13 protein-coding genes are annotated in these 18,217 nt (G+C 42.6%); 5 read left to right on the top strand and 8 right to left on the bottom strand.

The window, feature by feature from the left end; genetic code table 11:
* Window positions 1-32: 32 nt before the first annotated feature.
* Window positions 33-2,828: a response regulator gene (locus J3492_RS07280; RefSeq protein WP_207991146.1), complete on the top strand. Its 2,796-nt coding sequence runs from the start codon at window positions 33-35 to the stop codon at window positions 2,826-2,828.
* 136 nt (window positions 2,829-2,964) lie between these two features.
* On the opposite strand, the gene J3492_RS07275 is transcribed toward J3492_RS07280, so the two are convergent.
* The 8 genes from J3492_RS07275 to rpmH form a co-directional block, all read right to left on the bottom strand.
* Window positions 2,965-3,639, bottom strand: coding sequence for a riboflavin synthase (locus tag J3492_RS07275; protein WP_207991145.1), 675 nt, complete (start codon window positions 3,637-3,639; stop codon window positions 2,965-2,967).
* A 370-nt stretch (window positions 3,640-4,009) separates the two neighbouring features.
* Window positions 4,010-5,065, bottom strand: a complete 1,056-nt coding sequence (gene ribD / locus J3492_RS07270) for a bifunctional diaminohydroxyphosphoribosylaminopyrimidine deaminase/5-amino-6-(5-phosphoribosylamino)uracil reductase RibD (RefSeq protein WP_207991144.1) — start codon at window positions 5,063-5,065, stop codon at window positions 4,010-4,012.
* A 57-nt stretch (window positions 5,066-5,122) separates the two neighbouring features.
* Window positions 5,123-5,581 (bottom strand): transcriptional regulator NrdR, encoded by a 459-nt coding sequence (nrdR, locus tag J3492_RS07265; protein WP_207991143.1) that lies wholly within the window; start codon window positions 5,579-5,581, stop codon window positions 5,123-5,125.
* Window positions 5,582-5,604: 23 nt separating this feature from the next.
* Entirely contained in the window at window positions 5,605-7,062 is a 1,458-nt protein-coding gene (gene mnmE, locus J3492_RS07260; protein WP_243453159.1) for a tRNA uridine-5-carboxymethylaminomethyl(34) synthesis GTPase MnmE, read from the bottom strand.
* A 155-nt stretch (window positions 7,063-7,217) separates the two neighbouring features.
* The gene (gene yidC, locus J3492_RS07255) at window positions 7,218-8,900 is read right to left on the bottom strand and encodes a membrane protein insertase YidC (RefSeq protein ID WP_207991141.1); all 1,683 of its coding nucleotides are present in this window, start codon (window positions 8,898-8,900) and stop codon (window positions 7,218-7,220) included.
* Window positions 8,901-9,112: 212 nt separating this feature from the next.
* Complete coding sequence (yidD, locus tag J3492_RS07250; protein ID WP_207991140.1) at window positions 9,113-9,481, bottom strand: membrane protein insertion efficiency factor YidD; 369 nt, start codon at window positions 9,479-9,481, stop codon at window positions 9,113-9,115.
* A 1-nt stretch (window position 9,482) separates the two neighbouring features.
* On the bottom strand, window positions 9,483-9,854 hold the full coding sequence (rnpA, locus tag J3492_RS07245) for a ribonuclease P protein component (RefSeq protein WP_207991139.1): 372 nt from the start codon (window positions 9,852-9,854) through the stop codon (window positions 9,483-9,485).
* A 203-nt stretch (window positions 9,855-10,057) separates the two neighbouring features.
* Entirely contained in the window at window positions 10,058-10,192 is a 135-nt protein-coding gene (rpmH, locus tag J3492_RS07240) for a 50S ribosomal protein L34 (RefSeq protein ID WP_007394757.1), read from the bottom strand.
* A gap of 646 nt (window positions 10,193-10,838) precedes the next feature.
* Here rpmH and dnaA point away from each other — a divergent pair.
* The 4 genes from dnaA to gyrB all read left to right on the top strand — a co-directional run bounded on the left by dnaA (window position 10,839) and on the right by gyrB (window position 18,117).
* Window positions 10,839-12,284: a chromosomal replication initiator protein DnaA gene (gene dnaA, locus J3492_RS07235; RefSeq protein ID WP_207991138.1), complete on the top strand. Its 1,446-nt coding sequence runs from the start codon at window positions 10,839-10,841 to the stop codon at window positions 12,282-12,284.
* Between the two features lie 173 nt (window positions 12,285-12,457).
* Window positions 12,458-13,633, top strand: a complete 1,176-nt coding sequence (gene dnaN, locus J3492_RS07230; protein ID WP_207991137.1) for a DNA polymerase III subunit beta — start codon at window positions 12,458-12,460, stop codon at window positions 13,631-13,633.
* Between the two features lie 165 nt (window positions 13,634-13,798).
* Entirely contained in the window at window positions 13,799-14,998 is a 1,200-nt protein-coding gene (gene recF, locus J3492_RS07225; protein ID WP_207991136.1) for a DNA replication/repair protein RecF, read from the top strand.
* A 503-nt stretch (window positions 14,999-15,501) separates the two neighbouring features.
* Entirely contained in the window at window positions 15,502-18,117 is a 2,616-nt protein-coding gene (gyrB, locus tag J3492_RS07220) for a DNA topoisomerase (ATP-hydrolyzing) subunit B (protein WP_207991135.1), read from the top strand.
* Window positions 18,118-18,217: the final 100 nt, after the last annotated feature.

Genomic DNA, 18,217 nt, shown 5'->3' with positions numbered 1-18,217 from the left:
CCATCGACGTGCACGCATAGGCTCATATCCACATGCAACAGTTTCAGTCGTTACGCCGCTTACTGTTTTTTTATAGCTTAACACTACTGGTCATGGTGGCTCTATATTATGCCATGCTATATTTTACCCTCAAAAACGACAGTCAAAGATACAGCAAGGTTGCGTTTAGCACGCTAGAGTATGAATTAAATAAGCTGGTCGTTCCCTCAAACCCAGATATCGAAGACATTTTATCTGGACCTTTATTTCAAGATCTTAGCTATCAGCTGATTTTTATGATGCCTTCCGGTCAGACATATGTCCATCGTAAAACCAAGCCTAATGAAAGTAAGTTTACTAGTGTTACTTTCCCAGCTATTAGGGCATTATCAACGAGTAACAATAGCTCATACGAGATAAATAACAGTACTTTGACTGGGAAGATTACGCTTGATACCGGTCATCAGCTTTATGTCATACTCCGCCATCAGCCTATTGATATCCTCTGGGTCTCCTATCAATACTGGTTGCCTATAATGATAGCTCTCACTCTGTTTATTTTTGCCCTACTCTATATGTTCAAACGCAATAGCAGTTGGTTGGCATTAATAAAATATACAGAGACCCTCACAGATACTGCCAAAGAGTCTTACACGGCACCCAAGCTCCTAAAGTCCGAAAGTACTCATGAGTTTCTACGCTTAGGCCATGCACTTAACCGAGTTCATTATCAGCTGCACAATCACCATCGACGTATAAATACCCTGACCCATCGTCTAGAGCGATTGGTTGATCAGGCACCGCTACCGATGTTAATGATCATGCGTCATGGCCAAGTAAGCTTTTTTAATCGACGTTTTGAGCAGATTTTTACCACTTCATTTCAGCGCGGTGTTACCTATAACTTAACGGACTTTATCACTGGCAGTGACAAAGCCACCCAGCAACTATTACATAAGCTCTCAACGCAGCGAGTCAATCGTACCTTGTTGGTATACGGCCTAGAGGACAAGCAAGCCTATCACTTGCATATTACGCCATGGTTTGGAGAGCATGGACAAATACATGGATTTACCGCCTTACTTAGCAATGTTGATCAACTGATTGGCCATAAAAACAAGCTGGAGATGCAAAACAAACAGCTGGAAAGACAGATCAAAGAATTCAGCAAAATCAGATCTATCATTGGTCACGAGCTTCGGACACCGCTCAACGCCATTATTGGGACATTAAACTTATTAGACACTCGTCAATTATCCCCAAAACAAAAAGAGATATTAAACACGCTGACTCAATCCAGTTATTCTATGTTAGCCATGCTCAATGACATGTTGGAGATGGCAAAAATAAAAGCCAACAAAGCAGATGTTGTCATGGCTTCTACTGATATCTTTAAAACTGGTCAACAAATTAGTGATTTAATGGTCGGTAGTGCGCAGCGACGAGAAATCAGTCTTATGTATTTTTTTGCGCCTGACTGCCCACGTTATATCACCACCGACGGGAATCGCTTACGACAGATCCTACTCAACCTGTTAGACAACGCCATCAAGTTTACTGCTTCAGGCTATGCCGCATTAGTCATTGAGCCTATCACTCATGAGCAAATGCAACGCATCAATAAATGCAATCAAGAGCGGGCCTTAACCAATGAAGCCCATGCGCAAAAGCTCATCTCTGACATTCGTATTTCAAACAATGTATCCAAGATAAATGCACAGCATCAGTGGGTTCGGTTTAGTATCAAGGATACTGGGATTGGCATTGCACCAGCTGACCAGCAGAAGCTGTTTTCTTATTTTAATCAAGCCAATCTACAGATAAGCCAAGAATATGGTGGTACAGGTCTCGGGCTTGCGATATCCAATAGCTTCGCGCAGCTACTAGGAGGCTTTATTCATCTTGAAAGCGTCCCTAATAAAGGCAGTACGTTTAGCCTATATCTGCCTTGTCTTTCTCCAAACTACCAGCCTGTATATCACTATCACAGTAGTCTTCGAGACATTCATCTGCTTGCTATCGTCAAAGAAGACATCTGCGCCACTTATATCAAGCGCATAGGAGCGCATCTGTCTTTGTCTGTCAGTACCTACAGTTGCTCAGACAGTGAAAACCAACCATTAGTAGAGCTATTAAAGCCCAACAACCAAAACCTAAAACCCGTCGTTTTATTGGACTATGAATGCTATGACGCCAAAGCTGAGGATATGTGTGACTCTAGTTTCATAAACGACTTACTCAGCACCAGCTCTCTGGCAAAGATTCTAATGAGCATCAAACCTGAGCGCCATATTCCGCTCAACCTCTCCAGTCAGTTTGATGGCTTTTTGAGTAAACCATTAGACATCGGGCTGCTTTTATCAGAGCTCATACGCTTGACGCAGACCACACCGAATAATGGCACGTCAATACTCACCGTCAATGATGATGAGGATAAAAAAATACCAACGACAAAAACAAACACTAAACAGGCAGTGGCTGCTAAGCTAGTGTTGGTAGTCGATGATAATTTAACCAACCAAAAAATTACCTGTAAGTTGTTAAGTAATTTAGGCTACGACAGTATGGTGGCGAGTAACGGCCAACAAGCACTTGAAATACTAGATTTACGGCGACAAGACATCGCCTTAGTACTGATGGATTGTCGCATGCCAGTGATGAATGGACTACAAGCGACTCAGGCGATACGCACACAACAAGACGACATCCCTATCGTAGCTTTAACAGCTAATAACACCGAAGAGGATATCAACGCTTGTCTTCAAGTAGGGATGAATGCGTTTCTGACCAAACCCATCGACCAAAGCAAACTGCAAGAAGTACTACAAACAATACTAAAACTTGTATAAAAAACGCCCTGTAAACAGCTTCCTGTGACAATCATTTAAAAAAAACTGTCACAAGCCCAACAGCGCTACTGATATAAATCTCTTTTGCTTACGGCTCTCTATGCTGCATAACCTATATAAGACTATTTATATAAGATTATTTCATAAAGCCATTTTCTGCCAAAAAAGCTTCTGTGATTTGGCTGTTCGGACTTGGCGCATTCATACTCTCTACTGGCGCTTTGTTTAGCAATCGCTCTAAGTAGCGTGCGACAATATCAACCTCAATATTGACCTTACTGCCGACTAGCCAATGTTTACCAATATTAGTCACTTTTGCTGTGTGCGGTATGATATTTAGACAAACAATATTATCTCGTACCAGATTGGTAGTCAGGCTGATGCCATCGACCGTGATAGACCCTTTGGTCGCTGTATAGTGTGCAAGCTCCTGCGGTATCTCAATTTCGATATAAATAGACCGTGCATCTTGTTGCAGCTTGCTGACCACGCCCACTCCATCCACATGACCTGCAACGATGTGCCCGCCAAAACGTGTGGTCGGCAACATGGCCTTTTCTAAATTAACGACATGTCCTGTTTTTAGCTCATTAAGTGCAGTGCGAGCGATAGTTTCACGTGAAACATCGACAGCATAGTAATTAGATCCAAACTCTACTACCGTCAAGCATACCCCGTTAGAGGCAATGGAGTCCCCCAGTTTCACATCGCTAAAGCCCAAATCGTTAGACTCAATAATCAAACGAATATCACCACAAACAGGCTGCATGGCCTTAACATATCCCACACTTTCTATAATCCCAGTAAACATATGACCCTCTTTTTAATATTCAGGTTTATTTTAATCCGTACCAAACTGTCTATACTGTATGAGCTATTTGCGGATAAACTGTGGATAAGTAAAGGTTTATTATGATTTTTTCACAAAACCACCCTTAGCGATACCAAGTTATCCACAGTTTATGCCTAATATTGTTTTTAAGACTTTATGAACAAAGACTCTCTACACCCCTTAATCTATAAGGATTGGGCAGATATCATGGTACAGTGGATATTTTATAAGTTCCATGTGAAACAAAGTTATGCACAGTTTCATGTGGAACGTTGTTTATTACCCTCAGTCTCCCTATCTTAAGTACTTATATTTTAAATCCTGTGGATAAGCTGTTTATAAAATAAGATTATAAGGGCTGCAAAGTCAGTTTTAGATCTGGTCCTATCTTTTCATGAGCACAAATATCGAGGCGCAACTGCTGAGCTAATGACAAAGGACTGAATTCGACCATTGGTCGTGCTTTTATCCCCAGTAAGCATGGTGCTTGATATACAATCAGCTCATCTACTAGCTGCTGCTTTAAAAAGCTGCCAGCGACGCCAGCACCTGCTTCTACCAACACATCATAGCATTGATGGTCACTGACCAAACGCTTTAACAACTTAACTAAATCATCTTCTCGCCAATAAAGCACCTCTGATTGACGACACAGCTGATAGTTAGACTTTGGGTCATACTGCAAACGCTGACGTCTATCGAGCACCACAACCTTAGGGGTTGGTACTTGATCAGCTGACACACAGAGTTGCGTAGAGCGTACGTTCAGCTGGGGGTCGTCAGCGATGATGGTTTCGCTACCTGTTATGATGGCACCACTTAAAGCTCGCAGCTTTTGTACATCCTCACGAGCCTGCGCTGAAGTAATCCATTTGGACTCTCCAGATGCCATGGCTGTACGGCCGTCAAGACTCGTTGCGATTTTCAGCCGTACATAAGGCATTTGAGTGCGCATTGCCTTTAAAAATCCACGGTTCAATGCCTCTGCTTGATCTGTGAGTATGCCCACAGTGACCTCAATACCAGCATCCTCAAGTAGCTTCACCCCACGTCCAGCAACTTGTGGATTGGGGTCCAAGCCTGCAATCACCACCCGTTTGATACCTGCGTCTATCAATCCTAGCGCACAAGGCGGCGTACGCCCCGTATGACTACAAGGCTCTAATGTCACATATGCGGTGCCACCGACTGCGCTTGCTCCTGCATCTTGCAGCGCAAACACTTCTGCATGAGGCTGACCTGCTTTCGGATGAAAGCCTTGTCCAACTACTGACTCTGCTCGCACAATCACACAACCTACGGCAGGATTGGGCCTAGTGGTATATAACCCTTGCTTGGCTTGTTGGATGGCAAGCATCATAAAATAGCGATCTTGCGCTTCTTGTGCGTGGTTTGGAATAGACATAGAAATAAGCTTAACCTATACAAAATATGAGCATAAAAAGAGATAAGGAAGATCGGCTTATTTTTCAGTAGGGCGAATATTGGCCAACTCTTGCTGAAAAGCATCAATATCTTGAAAATCACGATATACGCTAGCGAAGCGCACATAAGCCACATCGTCTAAAGCTTTTAACTCGCTCATGATAATCTCGCCTAAGACTTTGCTGCTAATCTCTCGCTCGCCCATTTGCCGTACACGCTTCTCGATACGACTGATCATTGCCTCTTGCTCATCGGTGGTAATGGGACGTTTTTGCAGCGGCAATAATATAGAGCGGCGTAGCTTTTCATTATCGTAAGGCTCAATTTTGCTACTGGATTTGATAATACGTGGCATCACTACCTCTACCATCTCAAAGGTCGTAAAGCGTTCTTGGCAGCTGTTACAGGAGCGGCGGCGACGGACTTGCGCACCTTCTGCCGCTAGACGTGAGTCTATTACCTTTGTATCTGACGCATTACAATACGGGCAGTGCATAGCATTTTCCTTGTTCAAACAAGCTATTTTCCAATACAAAAACTACCGAATATTTTACCTAATAAATCATCAGCGCTAAACTCACCCGTTATCTCGCCTAGACTTTGTTGCGCTTGACGGAGACTTTCAGCGACCAGCTCACCAGCTTGAAATACAGTCAACTGCTCATGCGCCTCGGTCAGATACTCAGCGGTTCGTCTAAGCGCATCTAAATGGCGGGTACGAGCGATAAGGCTGTTTTCTGGTGGATGAAAGCCCACCTTAGCACATAATGTTTCGATCAATGCCTCGATACCAGTCCCTGTTTCACATGAAACATTGACCTGCTCATAGCCTTGGTCGGTGAGGTTTTCTTGTGACATCGAGCTTATAGTCTTACTGGCCTTATCATTTAATAGATCACTTTTATTTGCGATAATTAACAAACGCTTGGCTGCTGGCAGCTCACCAAATAGCTGCTCAGCAAGCTGTAACGGGGTTATATCCTCTGCCAGATCACGAGTTACATCATAGACCATTAACAGTATATCAGCTTGCGTAATAGCACTGCGTGCACGCTCAATCCCGATACGTTCTACAGTATCATCGGTATCACGCAATCCTGCAGTGTCAGTGAGGTGCAAGGTTAGACCATTAAGGACAACCGTCTCTTGCAGCGTATCACGAGTGGTGCCCGCTACATTTGTCACGATCGCGCGTTCTTGCCCTGCCAGTCGGTTCAGTAAACTTGATTTACCTGCATTGGGTCTGCCTGCCAACACCACATGAATACCATCACGTAGTAGCTGGCCTTGCTTTGCTGTTGCTAAGACTTGCTGTATTTTGTTTTGAGTCTGTTCAAGCTTGTCTTGTATAACACCGTCAGATAAGAAGTCAACATCTTCTTCATCAGGGAAGTCGATGGCTGCCTCTACATGCAGCCGCAAGTGAATCAACTGCTCTAAGAGCTGATTAATCTTTTGAGAAAACTCACCACTTAGCGAACGAATAGCGCTACTAGCCGCAGCGTCACTGGTGGCATCAATAGCATCAGCGATAGCTTCTGCCTGTACAAGATCCAGTTTATCATTATCAAAGGCACGGTATGAGAATTCCCCTGCTTCTGCCTGTTTAGCACCTAGCTCAAACACACGAGTAAGCAGCTGATTTTGTAGTATCATGCCACCGTGCCCTTGCAGCTCAATTACATCTTCTCCTGTAAATGAGTGTGGGCCTTTGAAATAAAGTACCAACCCTTCATCAATAACCGTACCATCAGCTTGATAAAAACGGCAAAAACTGGCCATACGTGGGACAAACTCACTTTTACCTGTGAGCTGACAGGCAATCTCATAGGCACGAGCACCCGATAGCCGTATCACACCGACACCGCCGCGACCAACCGGAGTAGCGATAGCTGCTATCGTAGCCAGTCCAGAGGAGCTAAGACTTTTTGAAGTATCAGGTATGGCCTGCGCCTGCTCAAAAGAATTCACAATCATACTCATTAATTAAAAGCCCCATTATAGACGTCTGAGGATAGGCTGACAAAGTAAACTTTAAGCCGCTGCTACCTATGTAAAGACTTAAGCAGTTTACAAATACAAAAAGCCACCGCTTATGCGATGGCTCTATCGTTCAAAAACGACTACGGCTATCAGTCGAGCACTTTAACCGTACGACGTTTTTGTTCTTCTTCTACCTTTTTATTGATTAAGTACTGCTGTGTCATACTAAACAAGTTGTTTACGGTCCAATAAAGCACCAAACCTGCTGGGAAGAACAACATAAAGGCGGTAAAGATGATGGGCAAAAACTTCATCACTTTTGCTTGCATTGGATCGGTAGGCTGCGGGTTAAGCTGCTGCTGTATAAACATGGAGGCACCCATCAGCAGTGGTAAAATGAACCACGGGTCCATCGCTGATAAGTCTTCGATCCACAAGATCCATGGAGCATGACGTAACTCAACACTCTCAACCAATACCCAGTACAAAGCTAAGAAGATTGGCATCTGCATCAAAATAGGCAGACAACCTGCCATCGGATTGACTTTTTCTTCTTTATAGATGGCCATCATTTCTTGCGACATTTTCATGCGATCATCGCCATGCTCTTCTTTTAGCGCCGCTAATCTTGGCGCAATGGCACGCATCTTCGCCATTGAGTAGTAGCTTTTATTAGAAAACCACATTAAAGCTATCTTAACCAAGATCGTCAAAACGATAATAGACCAACCCCAGTTACCAATAAGGTTGTGGATGCCATCAAGTATGGCAAACAAGATTTTTGATATCGGCCACAATAAGCCATAATCAACAGTCTGGTTCAGCCCTACTGCGACTTCTTTTAATTCAGACTGCACTTTCGGGCCTGCATACAATGTTGCTTGCAATGTCGCTTGCTTGTTTGCCCCTACATTTACAGGCTGACTGTTAAAACCAATAAAATAGTCATTCGCACTTTCACGAGTAAAGAAACTGCCCGTAAAATTATCCGGGGTCCATGCAGAAACAAAGTAATGCTGCACAATACCCACCCAACCTTCATCACTGCTGACACTCAATTTATCAGTGAAGTTTTTAAACTTTAACTTGTTGTAAGGATCGTCAGGCGTACCCCAAGCACCGCCTAAGTAGGTCGCCATACTTAAAGCGCCTTTGTCAGACATACCTGGGTCTTTACTATCATCACGCTTTAATTGTGCAAACATCTGTCCTTGCCATGGCTGCTCAGATGCGTTTTGAATAAGATAACTGATATCGATAGGATACTTATCTTGAGTAAAGGTAAAGGTTTTGGTGATGGTCACGCCGTCTTTTTTGTAGGTGAGCGGTACTGATAGCGTTTGTTGACCTTCTTGCATGGTGTAACTGCTGGCTGTATGACTATAGGTAGCACGGCCTTCTGCGGTATCAATGCCATCTTTACCAATCAAACCAGATTGAGCCACATAAACACGATTACTATTATTCTCTAACAGTACAAACGGCTCATCGCTATCTAATGTTGCGTCGTATTGCTTCAATGCTGCATAAACGATATCGCCGCCTTCAGGATTAATCTTTATATCATAGCGATCAGTCGTCACCGTAATGAGCCCTGTATCTTTAGATGGGGCAGTAGGCGCAACGCCGCCCGCATCGACAGGTAATGACTGTACTGGAATATCACCTGCTGAGCCTGTTGTAGATGGAATATCCGCACCTACTGATGTTGAAACCTCAGGCGTTGTGTCTACAGCTGGTGCATCAGCGTAATCATCTCGCCATGCCAAAATCAGCAGATAAGCGGTGATTAACATCGCAATGATGATCATCACCCGAAATATCTTTTGCATAAACCTTTCCTAGAGTGAGAATTTGAGGCATGTGTCATGACCTAACATGGCAGCAACGCATGCACTGCCAAGACTATCGTGAGTCATTTACATAAAATGTGCATTATTTTACTAAAAATCTGCCTTAAATGATACTAAGAGTGTGGATAACTTGTGGGTAACTGACTTATAGGTAACTATATAATATGACAACGGTTTAGCACCTAAGAGACTTACGGCAGACTCATCATATGATTTAAGCGTGAAACGTAGCTATTATGATCTCTATAAACATAAAGATTAGAGGCAATCATATAAAACTCAGCAGGTAGATATTGATACTGATAAGACGCCAAAGGCAGTGGTACAAAATCGATCCCATGCCCACCTAGCGGATGACAGCTACTAATTCGCTTAATCAATAACCACCCACCAGCTCGAACCCCATGCCATGCTAACGCTTGTTTGCCATAATTAGAGCATGTTGGATAATATCGACATCGAGCAGGCATTACTGGACTTATGATTCTTTGATAAAAAACAATAAAGAAATATATTAATTTATAAAAAAACAATTCTATCTTTTTTAATAAAAAACTCATTTCACTTTTTTTCTATTTTTTTAAAAATATTGTTAATTTGTATTTTTAATTCTTTATCATCAAAATCTTTTAAAGATTTTTTAATTATAAATACAATATCCTTATTTTCCAAAAGATAACTTTTTGTGCGAAACTGCTCACGTATTTGACGCTTGATTAAATTTCTCATGACTGCCGTAGGTACTTTACGTTTGGTAATAGCCATACCTAAGCGTGGATGACCATGCGTATTAGGACGTACAAACGCCATCAAATGACTTTGGTGTAGTTTACGTTCAGGTGCATCAAACACCTCACGAAAAGCGTCAGGCGTCAGTAGACGCTGATTTTTAGTATAACGGAAGGTAGATATTGTTGCGAGAGTATCAGACATAGTACAACCTAGAAAAACCCAAAAACAGCCTTAACAAATACAAGACTTAGTGCATAAAATAGAAGTCATAGAGACAAAAAAAGCGCCGAAATAGGCGCTTTTGATATATGGTTCTAAGTTGTTATTGTTCAATAGCTACTATGTTCATTGATAAAATAGATATTCAACAAGCAGTATGAACCATAATCATCGTCATAAACCAATTAGACTGTAAGACGATGACGGCCTTTAGCGCGACGACGTGCTAAAACCTGACGGCCTTTTTTAGTAGCCATACGAGCACGGAAACCGTGAGTACGTTTACGCTTAATCACGCTTGGTTGGAATGTACGTTTCATAACTCACCTATCAAAATAATGGGACTAAATTCGCAATAGCGCAGGATTATACCATTGCCAAACATTATGGTCAATAAACTAAATCATAAAATTTTATCTTAAAGTACCTGCTATGCCACTGAGCTGACTGAAAATAAAACAGTAATTTAGATTAAATATACTCACCTAGTTAACTTCCAGTCTCTAAGTTATCCACAGTTTTTATCGAACTCTATAATAATAAACTATTAATATATATAAGTATTGTTGTTATTGGGAGGTTGAATATCTGTGGTTAAGTCTGTTAATGCCTTAAATATCAAATAACTAGGCTATGGGTAAGCCTGTGGGTAACTTGTGGATGAAATATGGATAACTTGGGTGTATAAGTTATCCACAAAAATATCCACAGCCTTATCCACAAAAAATATGATGTTATCCACAGGCCATTTGTGGTAGATTACCCTGCTGAGTATGTGGTCTCAATTTGCCTCAATGCCACATGCTACTGGTATTCATTACAAGCAGTAGCATGTGGCGTAGGCACAGCAGCAAAGGATATGAATATCAGTAGCGTTGTACCTATTCTAAAGTGTGTTAACTATACTGCTAGGCATGTACAGTAAGGCGTTGGGATGTTTTTTAGATAAAAGGGTTAGTACTTTTCATGATAGATACAACGATGATTTGGGATAAATGCCTAAACGATTTACGATATAACGTTAAAGATAATGTGTTTACGATGTGGTTAAGACCGTTATCGGTATATCAAGAGGCTCAGACTCTCGTCATTCTTGCTCCTAATGATTACTTCGTCACTTATATCAAAAAAAATCACTTACAAGATATCCAGCAACTGGTAACTAAACACAGTCAGGGCAGTATCGAGGACGTTGTAGTACGTGTCGATAATGCAGGTCGTGAGACAAGCGACGATCCTCAGCCCCAATCAGGCTCACTATTTGATGAGAGTAAGCCCTCCCCTACTCCTACAGAGCATAATTTTGAAAGTAATCATCAGCGTATGGCTAAGGCAGATATTGATGCCAATATGCGTCAAGCCACCTTAGACGTTTCTGCTGATGTTAAGTCATTAAGCTATTTAAATCCTGAATTTACATTTGAGACTTTCGTCACGGGCAAGTCTAATAGCTTGGCCTACAAGGCTTGTTATGAGCTTGGAAAGCGTCAATCAAAAAATCGCCATAATCCATTGTTTATATATGGGCCTTCTGGTTTGGGGAAAACGCATTTAATGCATTCTGTAGCACATCGATATTTAAAGAATAATCAAAGTTTTTATTATTTCACTTCTGAAAAATTTATTAATCAATTAGTTTATTCATTAAGAAACAATAAAATAGAAGATTTTAAAAAGAAAATTAAAAAGGTGGATTTATTAATTGTTGATGATATTCATGTACTGGCAGGAAAGACTAAAAGTAGTAATGAGTTTTTGACATTGTTTGCTGATTTTACCAGTGGTGACAAGCAGCTAATTTTAGCTTCAGATCGTCATCCATCCCAAATGACTGAGTTTGATGAACGTTTCAGATCACGCTTTTCTTGGGGGTTGACAGTCGCTGTCGATCCGCCTGAAATCGATACTCGTGTACAAATCCTACAAAAAAAGGCAGCTTCTTATGGCATGACACTGCCAAAAGAGTGTGCTTTGTTTATCGCTCAAAACGTAGTTTCTAATGTCAGACGATTAGAAGGCGCACTCAATCAGGTGTTTGCCAATGCCAACTTAACAGGAGCTGAAATCACGCTTGAGATGGTACAGTATGCACTAAAGGATATCGTTGCGATGCGTGTACAAGCGGTCAATATGGATAACATCCGTAAAATTGTTGCCGAGTATTATGACGTCACTGTAAAGGATATTATGGGACGCAAGCGTACACGTAGTATTGCTAGGCCACGACAAATCGCAATGGCACTGTCACGTGAGCTGACTGGTGATAGCTTTCCTGAGATTGGTCAGTCGTTTGGGGGGCGTGATCATACAACGGTGATGCACGCTTGTGATAAAGTTAATGAGTTACGGGCAACTGATCCCGCATTTGACAAGGATTATAAGACGCTATCGCTGATGTTACAGTCTGGTTAGAGCGCAATGTCGCACTATGTTTTAGTCAGTTGATATGGTTTATAATGTTGGCACTATACGCTGGCAGAAACCTTATAGGTTATAGTGATTATAGATTATAGTAGTTAGGCAGGGTATTATTAAGCTACGGTTATCCATTCATCCAAAAAACATTTAAATAAGAGCAACTAAGCATGCAATTATCGATTAATCGAGAGTCGTTACTAAAAGCCATTAATCTGATCGCAAAGGCAGCTGACAAGCGTCATAATATGGTTATTCTAGGTAATATCAAGTTAAAGCTGTCTGAGTCTGAGCTTGTGTTGACGGCTTCTGATCTTGAGGTTGAGCTGACATCGACATTGAGATTGCCTGCAGGCGCTTGTGTTGAGGCGGGTGAGACTACTTTGCCAGCGACCAAATTAAAAGATATCTGCAAGTCCTTACCCGCACAAGCACAAATCAATTTGGCCACTCAAAGTAACGAGCGTTGCTTACTGACCAGTGGCAAAAGCCGCTTTACTTTAGGTACGCTACCGAGTGAAGACTATCCAAGCTTGGGTAATCCTGAGAATATCACCCCCTTAGTGATCAGCCGTAGCCATCTTACCGATTTGATTCACAAAACTCAGTTTGCGATGGCCATTCAAGACGTGCGCTATTACCTCACTGGTATGCTGTTCGATGTTTCACAGCAGCAGCTGACGACGGTGGCTACTGATGGACACAGACTGGCTCTAGCTCGCAGTGTTATTGATGTAAGCAGCGACCTAAATATGCAGGCGATCTTGCCACGCAAGGCTGTCATTGAGCTTGAGCGATTGGCTTCTGAGCTTGGCAAGATGCTGGGCGACAAAGACAACCCTGTCACTTTAAGCTTTGGCCGTGAGTTTTTACAAGTCAGCTTACCATTTGGTGAGGTCGATAGTGCAGGGCAAGTGAGTGATGATTTAATGGTGACGTTTACCGCGCGTCTAATTGATGGTAAGTTTCCTGATTATCGCCGTGTCATGCCCAGCAATACTGATAAGCTTGTCTTATTTAATCAAGAGAAGATGACTGATGTACTACGCCGTGTTGCGATTTTGAGTAATGAAAAATCACGGGGCGTGGTTTTTAGCTTTGCCAGTGACGGTATGGTTGAGGTACGTGCTAATAATGCGGAGCAAGACGAAGCGGTAGAGATGATACAGGCTAAATATCAAGGTGAGCCGATGGAGCTGTCATTTAACGCAGCGTATCTACAAGATGTGCTCAGTGTTGTTCAAGGCGATGTACAAATGCATATGAGTCAGTCGAATGCTTCGGTACTGGTCAATCAGTTGGGTGATGAGTTCCATCAATATGTGATCATGCCGATGCGTATATAATTTAAGGTTTCAATATGCTGCCTAAAGGTCGTGTTGAAAGTGTTGTTGGCAAAGCTGCTGGGTCAGTATTGCCAAAATGATACTTGCTGTAGCTCTACCTGTATTGCTTAATTAGTAAACTTTAATCTGTCCTTATATTGAAATTAATAGGCGGCTGTCGATATTATGATTGAACGTCTACAAATATCCAACCTACGAAATCTGACCCAAGTGGATCTCCAATCTACTGTCTGTAATCTAATAATAGGCGCAAATGGTAGCGGCAAAACGTCGCTACTTGAAGCGATATTTTTATTATCTAGAGGTAAAAGCTTCCGTCATCATCAACCCAAACGCTATATTCAGCACCATAAAAATGCGACTACTGTCCACGCTAGACTCAATGATGCCAGTACATTAGCCATTCAAAAGCAAGCTGATGCGACAACATTACTGCGCCTCAATCAAACCACAGTTTATAACCAAAGCATCCTTACTGAACAGCTACCGACCCTGCTTATCGATCCTTCTACTATGGATATGCTAGAGCAGGGCAGTGCCAGTCGTCGGCAGCTATTAGATTGGCTTGTGTTTCACATGAAACAGGGGTTTCATCCGCAGTGGGTGGCGTATCAACGTTTGCTAAAACAGCGCAATAGTTTGTTAAAAAAGACACAGCACCTCACTCAAGTTCAGCTCGCTGAGCTTAGGTCTTGGGATAAGGGGTTGAGTAATCATGCAGCTCTCATTCATCATTATCGCGAACAAGTATTTACTGAATGGCAGCCTTATTTTGCAAAAAGTATCGTCCAGTTGTTACCTGAATATGCCGAACAACTAAGCCTAAGTTATAGTGCCGGCTACGATACCAGTGTCGCACTTGATATACAGCTTAACGAGCGCTTAGAGCAGGACTTACAGCTAGGGTATACCCGTATCGGTAATCATCGCGCTGATATCCATGTGTATTGGCGCTCAGATGACGACAAATCTACGCCATCATCTGAGTATGCAGACAGTAGTGACATGATAAAACCTAAAGCTCTAAAAGAGCAGGCGGCCAATGTTTTATCGAGAGGTGAAAAAAAGCTTTTAATTACGGCTTTGCGCTTGTCTCAATTACCGTTGTTACTTGAAAGTAAAGCAGAGGCGATGTCAACTCATAATGGTTTGTCGCCCAAGGCTACGCCAGTCGTCTTGCTAGATGATGTCACTGCCGAACTCGACAATAGAGCGATACAGATTTTGTTGTCTACCTTAGCCCAGCTGCCTTGCCAAGTGTTTATGAGTAGCTTAACGGATGATATCGTGCCTTTGATCAAAGATTTATGGCCGCATCCGATAGTGTTTCACATGAAACAAGGTCAGATTTCCTCTTTTTTATGACTCCTTTTTTATTAGATATAATATCCTAAACTAAACTAAGATGCGTTATGTGCTTATGGGTATCGCCCATTTCTTTATCAAAGTTAGCTTTATATGAACGCCAGCAACTATAACAAAAGTGCCAGTAAACAGTGACTTAGAGGCAAAAAAATGCTAAAATAGAGCTTTATTTTTGTCCTGTTTTCGGCCAATTGTTTTGTAATGCTCTATAAAAAAACACGTCTGTTTTAAGAGTATAAGTGGTTGATATATATAAATATTACTTATACGCTCATTCTAAGTAATATTTAAAGAGCAAAACGGCAGGTGATAAGTGGCTACGCCGCTATTCAATGCTGTTTTATTTGTCCTGTACAGTCTCTCACTATTATGAAGTCGCAGACCCGAGCAAAATGCATTACGAGCTTTGACACTAATTGTCAGATTTTATATAACGTCATAAGGTTTCATCGTCGTGATGAAGCCATGGCGACGGCCGATTATGGCTAGATTAAGGAATGCACATGAGTGATTCATTACCTAACGACCACGAGCAACCGACAGTAGGCAGCGTTGCCCAAACAGCTGCGCCAGTTGAAACGGTAGAAGGATTGCCGTCTGACTATAGCTCCAAAGATATTCGTGTACTGCGTGGGCTTGAAGCCGTGCGGGTGCGCCCTGGTATGTATATCGGGGATACTGATGATGGTACAGGTCTGCATCACATGGTCTTTGAGGTAGTGGACAACTCTATCGATGAGGCTCTGGCAGGTCACTGTGATCAGATTGATATCATTATTCATGAAGACGAGTCAGTCAGTATTATGGACAATGGCCGCGGGGTGCCTGTCGATATTCATCCAGAAGAAGGGGTATCGGCTGCACAAGTGATCATGACTGTACTGCATGCTGGCGGCAAGTTTGATGACAACAGCTATAAAGTCTCAGGTGGTCTGCATGGAGTCGGTGTCTCAGTGGTCAATGCGCTATCTGAAAAGCTTGAAATGAATATCTGGCGTGAAGGCTATCATTATCATCAGACCTATACCGATGGTGTGCCTGATAGTGAAATTCAGCAGTTAGAAGCCACAGAAAAAACAGGGACACAAATTCGCTTTTATCCTAGTGGTGAAGTCTTTAGTGACACTACATTTGAGTATGACATCTTAGCTAAGCGTCTGCGTGAGTTGTCGTTTTTAAACTCAGGCGTGCGTATCGTATTGACTGATGAACGGGTGAATAAGCGTCATGAGTTTGAGCATAAAGGTGGTCTGTCGGAGTTTGTCAGTTATATCAACGCTGGTAAAGACAGTATTAATGATGTCTTTCACTTTATCAGTGAGCAGGACGATGGTATCGGTGTCGAAGTGGCGCTGCAATGGACAGACACTTATAACGAAAAAGTGCTCTGTTTTACCAACAATATTCCACAACGTGATGGTGGAACGCATTTGTCAGGATTTCGCTCAGCGCTCACTCGTGTCCTAAATAGCTATATGGACAGCGAAAACCTATTCAAAAAAGAAAAGGTTGCCGTTAGTGGCGATGATGCCCGTGAAGGACTGACAGCGATAGTTTCGGTAAAAGTGCCTGATCCTAAGTTCTCTAGCCAAACAAAAGATAAACTGGTGTCTAGTGAGGTGAGATCAGCGGTTGAGTCGGCTATGCATGATAGGTTCAATGACTATTTGCTTGAAAACCCAAGTGCAGGTAAAGCCGTTGCAGGTAAGATTATTGATGCCGCCCGTGCTCGTGATGCGGCCCGTAAAGCTCGAGAGATGACACGCCGTAAGACCACTTTAGATATCGCCGGTCTACCAGGTAAGCTTGCTGATTGCCAAGAAAAAGACCCAGCCTTATCAGAGCTGTATATCGTGGAGGGTGACTCTGCAGGAGGCTCAGCAAAGCAAGGTCGTAGTCGTAAGACCCAAGCGATTTTGCCACTAAAAGGTAAGATTCTAAACGTCGAACGGGCACGTTTTGATAAGATGCTGTCCTCAGCAGAGGTCGGTAACCTAATCACTGCGCTTGGCTGCGGTATTGGCCCTGATGAGTATAATCCTGATAAAGTACGTTATCACAAAATCATCATTATGACTGATGCGGACGTTGATGGTTCGCACATTCGTACCTTGCTGTTGACCTTCTTCTTCCGTCAAACACCAGAGCTGATTGAGCGTGGCTATATTTATATCGCTCAGCCGCCGCTCTATAAAGTGAAAAAAGGTCGCCAAGAGCTGTATCTAAAAGACGACGAAGCGCTCAAAGCTTATTTGTTGTCGTCAACGATTGACAATACCAAGCTGCATATCAGTAGCGATGCGCCAGCTATCACCGGTCAGGCGCTCGAGACCCTACTGAATGACTATAACCAAACACAGCTGATTAAGGCACGTTTGCAGATTCGTTTCCCAGCGGTAATCCTAGATGCTCTGACACATACCCCAAAGCTTAGCATGGATATGACCTATGATAAGTCTGTTATGGAAGCGTGGAAACAAACCATGCAGGCTCAGCTTGAGCACTTTGGCAGTGACTTGAGCCCTGAGATTGAGTTGGTTAATATTCATGCACCGCAACCAGAAAACATGGATGCTGCTGCAATTGATCTGTTAGGCATGAGCCCAGCTATAGAAGCTAATGGTAATGAAGCGTCTCACACTCAGGCTTTATCTACTAAAGATCAGTGGCTACCCCGTGTGACTGTTTATGTGCATCAGCTTGCACATCACTATTTACTAGATGCCAGTTTTATCAATTCGGGTGAATACAGTAAGCTGCTGCGTCTATCAAGCGAGTGGAATACGCTACTTGAAGAGGATGCGTTTATTCGTCGTGAAGCAGGTAGTGGCACCACCAGAGACATTCCGGTACGTGACTTTGATTACCTCTGGCAGCAAATGATGCTTGATGCACGTCGAGGCTTGTCTATTCAGCGCTATAAAGGGCTAGGGGAGATGAATGCTGATCAACTTTGGGATACGACCATGGATCCTGAAAACCGCCGAATGCTGCGTGTGACTATCGAAGATGCCATCGCCGCCGATCACATGTTTACCTGTCTAATGGGTGATCACGTCGAGCCGCGCCGTATCTTTATTGAAGAAAACGCGTTGACAGTTTCTAATTTAGATATCTAATGCTCTAAAAACGGATAAGTCGCTGTTAATTCATGAAAACCACCGCTTTGGCTATCAAGGCGGTGGTTTTTTAATATCAAGGTTGTTTCATGTGAAACCT

The organism is Psychrobacter coccoides (assembly GCF_017498085.1).
Classification (GTDB): Bacteria; Pseudomonadota; Gammaproteobacteria; order Pseudomonadales; family Moraxellaceae; genus Psychrobacter; species Psychrobacter coccoides.
Note: the sequence above shows the minus strand (reverse complement) of the source record. Positions and strands in the feature narration are given on the sequence as shown.

Coding starts and splice junctions, on each gene's coding strand:
- J3492_RS07280 (WP_207991146.1), top strand. CDS start 33: ATGCAACAGTTTCAGTCGTTACGCCGCTTACTGTTTTTTTATAGCTTA.
- J3492_RS07275 (WP_207991145.1), bottom strand. CDS start 3,639: ATGTTTACTGGGATTATAGAAAGTGTGGGATATGTTAAGGCCATGCAG.
- ribD (WP_207991144.1), bottom strand. CDS start 5,065: ATGTCTATTCCAAACCACGCACAAGAAGCGCAAGATCGCTATTTTATG.
- nrdR (WP_207991143.1), bottom strand. CDS start 5,581: ATGCACTGCCCGTATTGTAATGCGTCAGATACAAAGGTAATAGACTCA.
- mnmE (WP_243453159.1), bottom strand. CDS start 7,062: ATGATTGTGAATTCTTTTGAGCAGGCGCAGGCCATACCTGATACTTCA.
- yidC (WP_207991141.1), bottom strand. CDS start 8,900: ATGCAAAAGATATTTCGGGTGATGATCATCATTGCGATGTTAATCACC.
- yidD (WP_207991140.1), bottom strand. CDS start 9,481: ATGAGTTTTTTATTAAAAAAGATAGAATTGTTTTTTTATAAATTAATA.
- rnpA (WP_207991139.1), bottom strand. CDS start 9,854: ATGTCTGATACTCTCGCAACAATATCTACCTTCCGTTATACTAAAAAT.
- rpmH (WP_007394757.1), bottom strand. CDS start 10,192: ATGAAACGTACATTCCAACCAAGCGTGATTAAGCGTAAACGTACTCAC.
- dnaA (WP_207991138.1), top strand. CDS start 10,839: ATGATAGATACAACGATGATTTGGGATAAATGCCTAAACGATTTACGA.
- dnaN (WP_207991137.1), top strand. CDS start 12,458: ATGCAATTATCGATTAATCGAGAGTCGTTACTAAAAGCCATTAATCTG.
- recF (WP_207991136.1), top strand. CDS start 13,799: ATGATTGAACGTCTACAAATATCCAACCTACGAAATCTGACCCAAGTG.
- gyrB (WP_207991135.1), top strand. CDS start 15,502: ATGAGTGATTCATTACCTAACGACCACGAGCAACCGACAGTAGGCAGC.